This window comes from Streptomyces sp. WM4235 (assembly GCF_001279725.1).
GTDB lineage: Bacteria > Actinomycetota > Actinomycetes > Streptomycetales > Streptomycetaceae > Streptomyces.
Window position 1 is genome coordinate 1 of record NZ_LGDE01000119.1, and the last position, 3,824, is coordinate 3,824.

Here is a 3,824-nt window from a genome sequence, read left to right on the forward strand (position 1 = left end):
GCGCCCGGGCGCCGTCCCGGGGCCCCGATGCCGGGGCGGGGGGGGCCGGGCCCGCTACCGTTTGCCCTTCGTTCCCCCCCGCCGGTCCTGCCCTGCCCGGTCATCGCTGCCCGTCCCGCTGGAGCAGCGGGCGCAGCAGGGCGCTCAGGGCGGACGCGGACGGGTCGTCGTGGTCGGGGGTGGGCGGGTCGAACGAAAGGACAACCGTGAGCGAGCTCGACACCCGCATCGCCGTCATCGGCCTCGCGGTACGGCTCCCGGGCGCCGAGGACGCCGTCGACCTGACGGCCCTCCTCGGCCGCGACGGGGTCGAGGTCGGCGAGGTCCCGCCGAGCCGGTGGGCCCGCGAACTGTACCGGGGCGAGGGAACCCACCAGGGAACGCACCACCGCGGCGCGTTCCTGGTGGACCCGTTCTCCTTCGACCACGAGGCGTTCGGCATGACGGCCGACGACGCCGTGTTCCTCGACCCCCAGCAGCGGGTGATGCTGGAGGTCGGCGCCCGTGCCCTGGAAGACGCCGGCTACCTGGGGGTGCGCCGCAGGCTCGACGCGGGCGTGTTCGTCGGCGCGCGCATGAACGGGTACGGATTCGACCGGGGCCGGGGGCTGGTTCCGCCCGGTACGCCGGGCTCCGCCGGCGAGCCCGGGCCCGCCGCCCTGTGGGGGCGGTCGCAGAACTTCACCGCGGCCTGGCTGTCCGACCGCTTCGACCTGGCGGGCCCGAGCCTGGTGGTCGACACCGCCTGTTCGTCCTCGCTGTCGGCGGTCTGGCTCGCCTGCCAGAGCCTGGCGGCCGGGACCTGCGAACTCGCCCTGGTCGGCGCGGTGGACCTGCTCATCGACCCGCTGACGTTCGTCCTCCTCTCCCGTACCGGGGCGCTCTCCCCGGACGGGCTGTGCCACACCTTCGACAGCAGGGCCAACGGCTATGTGCCCGGGGAGGGAGCCGCCGCCCTGGTGCTGAAGCCGATGCCGGCGGCGCTGGCCGACGGCGACGTGATCCTCGGAGCGATCAGCGGGGTCGCGGTCAACAACGACGGGCGCACCATGGGCGTCACCACACCCAGCCTGGAGGCCCAGATCGATCTGCTGGGCAAGGCCTACCGGACGATCGACCCGGCCACCGTCCAGTACGTGGAGGCGCACGGCACCGGCACCGCCATCGGCGACCCGATCGAAGTGCGGGCGCTCACCGAGGTGTTCGCCCGGCACGGTGTCCCGCGGAACTCCGTCGCGCTCGGCTCGATCAAGCGCCGGATCGGCCACCTGCACTCGGCATCGGGCCTCGCCGGACTCGCCAAGATCATCCTCGCGCTCCGCGAGGGCACCGTCCCGGCCGTGGCGGTGGACTCGCCCAACCCGCGCCTCAACCTCGCCGACAGCCCCTTCCACCTGCCCGACACCGCCCACCCGTGGCCGGGCGCGCCCGTGCGCCGGGCCGCCGTGAGCGGATTCGGATTCGGCGGCACCAACGCCCACGTCGTGGTCGAGGCCGTCCCCCGCCCGGCCGGAGCCCCCGCCGGACCGCCGGTGACCGACCTGCTGAACCAGCCGGTCCACGTGCTGCCGCTGTCCGCTGACAGTCCGTACGCACTGCGCGAACTGGTCGCGCAGTGGCTGGAGTTCCTGCCGTCACTGGTGGACGAGCCCGGCGCTGTCGGCGACGCGTGCGCCACGGCCCGGCTGGCACGAGCGCACCGCGCGCAGCGGACGGCCGTCGTCGGAGCGGACGCGGATCAACTCGCCGCAGCTCTGCGCGCATGGCTCCTGACGCCCGCCGCCCCACCCGCCCACGTCGGCCCTCTCCACACCGTCGTCTCGATACGGCCGGAGGCCGCCGCGGCCCCGCCCGCGTGGCTGTTCGCCCTCGACCGTTCCACGCCGGCCGTACACGAGGTCGTCGGCCTGTTCGAGGCGGCCACCGGCACCCCGCCGGCCGAGTTCTCCGGCGAACTGCTGCGGATCCTGTCCGCGGTCGCCCTCGCGATCACCCTGCGCGAGCGCGGAGTGCCCGAGGAGGCCCTGGACCTGCCTCCGGGCTGGGAGGCGGTCGGGGACTTCACCTGGGGCCGCGTTCCGTTGGAGCGGGCCCTGGCCGACGTCCTGCGAGGAGCCGCCGACCCGTCCCACGACACCCGGGGCGGCGGCCCCGCCGGCCACGACCTCGTCGAACGGCTGGCCGGGGCCCGCGACGAACGGGAGGTCGACCTGGTACTCGCCACGATCGCCGCGGAGCTCTTCCGAGCGGGCCGGGACATCGACTGGGAGGCGGCCCGGCAGGCCACCGGCACGGCGTGGACCAAGCGGCTGCTGCCCCACGCCCAACCGCGCGGCCGGGCCCTGAACCTGGCCGAGCCCCTGCGCTCCGCCGAACCCGGGACGCCCGCGCAGCTGGTGTCGGACGAGGGGGCGGCCGGCTACACCTACGCCCGCGTCTTCGGCCCGGCCGAGGCACCCATCGCCCAGCACGCCGTGTACCGCACGCTCATGCTCCCGGGCGTGGCCTGGTTCGACTTCCTGCGCGAGGGCGCCGCCCTGCGCGGCGAACCCTTCCACGGGGCCCGCGACGTCCTCTTCCACCGCCCGCTCATCGCGTCCGGTGCCCGCCGGGTCATCGGCCGGGTCGCCGCCGACGGACGGTTCCGGATCGAGGACGCCGAGAGCGGAGAGCCCTACGTCACCGGCCGGCTCGCCACCGCGCAACCGTCCGAGCCGCCGCCCCCCGTCCCCCTCGCCGCCCTCCTGGCCGACTGCGCCCGCTCCACCGTGCACGCGGGTTCCGGCCTCTACCGGTGGCTCCGCCGGATCGGCTACCACCACGGCCGGTACTACCGGAACATCTCCTGGGTGGCGAGCCTCCCCGACGGCGGCACGCTCGCCCGGATCGAGGGTCATCGACAGCGGGAGATGAACCGACCCGACGTGCACCTGTTCCCCGGACTCCTGGACAGCGTGACGGTCGCCGCGATCGACCCCGCGAACCCGGTGTTCGGCGCGGCGGACGCCACCGCGTTCATCCCGCTCTCGGTGGGCCGACTGGACGTCCTGGGACCACTGGACGAGGCCGCCTACGTACGGACCGAGATCGCCTTCTGGAACGACGAGGCCTGCCGGGTCACCCAGACCGTCACCGACGAGGCGGGCACCCCCCTGTTGGTCTTCGGCGACATGTCGTCCAAGCGGGTCCCCGTCGAGGCCTTCACCGCGGGCGAGCCGCCCGCGCCGGTCGAGTCCCCGGCGCCGATCGCGGCGCGGACGCCCGCGCCGGTCGAGTCCCCGGCACCGATCGCGGCGCGGACGCCCGCGCCGGTCGAGTCCCCGGCACCGATCGCAGCGCTGCCGCCCGCGCCCGCTCCGACCCCCGCTCGCCCCGTGGCCCCGCCAGTACCCGCGGCGCCCACCGCCTCCAGGCCCGTACGGGCGCTCGCCTGGTTCCTGGCGCTGACGGGCACCCCCGAGGAACACGCCGACACGGAGTTCCTGTCCGCCGGCTTCGACTCGGTCGGCCTGGTCACACTGAGCGAGCGCATCTCCCAGGAGCACGGCCTGTCCCTGTACCCGACGGTCTTCTTCGAGTACCCGACACCGCGGCAGTTCGCCGAGTTCCTCGCGGAGGAGGCACCGGCGCTCGTGGACACGCAGGCGGCGCCGACCGCTCCGCCCCCCGTGGCAGCTCCGGATCCCGAGGCGACTCCGGAGGCGGTCGCGAAGACCTCCGCGGCGACCGCGCAACCCGAAGCCCCGGCCGCACCGAAGGAACACGCGCCGTCGGGGAGGCTCGCCACCCAGGAGATGTTCCGGTAGTACCGGCCGTGGTGGTAG

General features: G+C 75.0%; 2 protein-coding genes. One reads left to right on the top strand and one right to left on the bottom strand.

The window, feature by feature from the left end; all coding sequences use genetic code 11:
• Positions 1-100: 100 nt before the first annotated feature.
• On the bottom strand, positions 101-223 hold the full coding sequence (locus tag ADK55_RS40445; protein ID WP_267887344.1) for a hypothetical protein: 123 nt from the start codon (positions 221-223) through the stop codon (positions 101-103).
• Here ADK55_RS40445 and ADK55_RS12210 point away from each other — a divergent pair.
• Positions 207-3,806 carry a beta-ketoacyl synthase N-terminal-like domain-containing protein gene (locus ADK55_RS12210; protein ID WP_053677955.1) on the top strand — a complete coding sequence of 1,200 codons (3,600 nt, stop codon included), beginning with the start codon at positions 207-209 and terminating at the stop codon, positions 3,804-3,806. The two genes, ADK55_RS40445 and ADK55_RS12210, sit on opposite strands and share 17 nt — an antisense overlap.
• Positions 3,807-3,824: the final 18 nt, after the last annotated feature.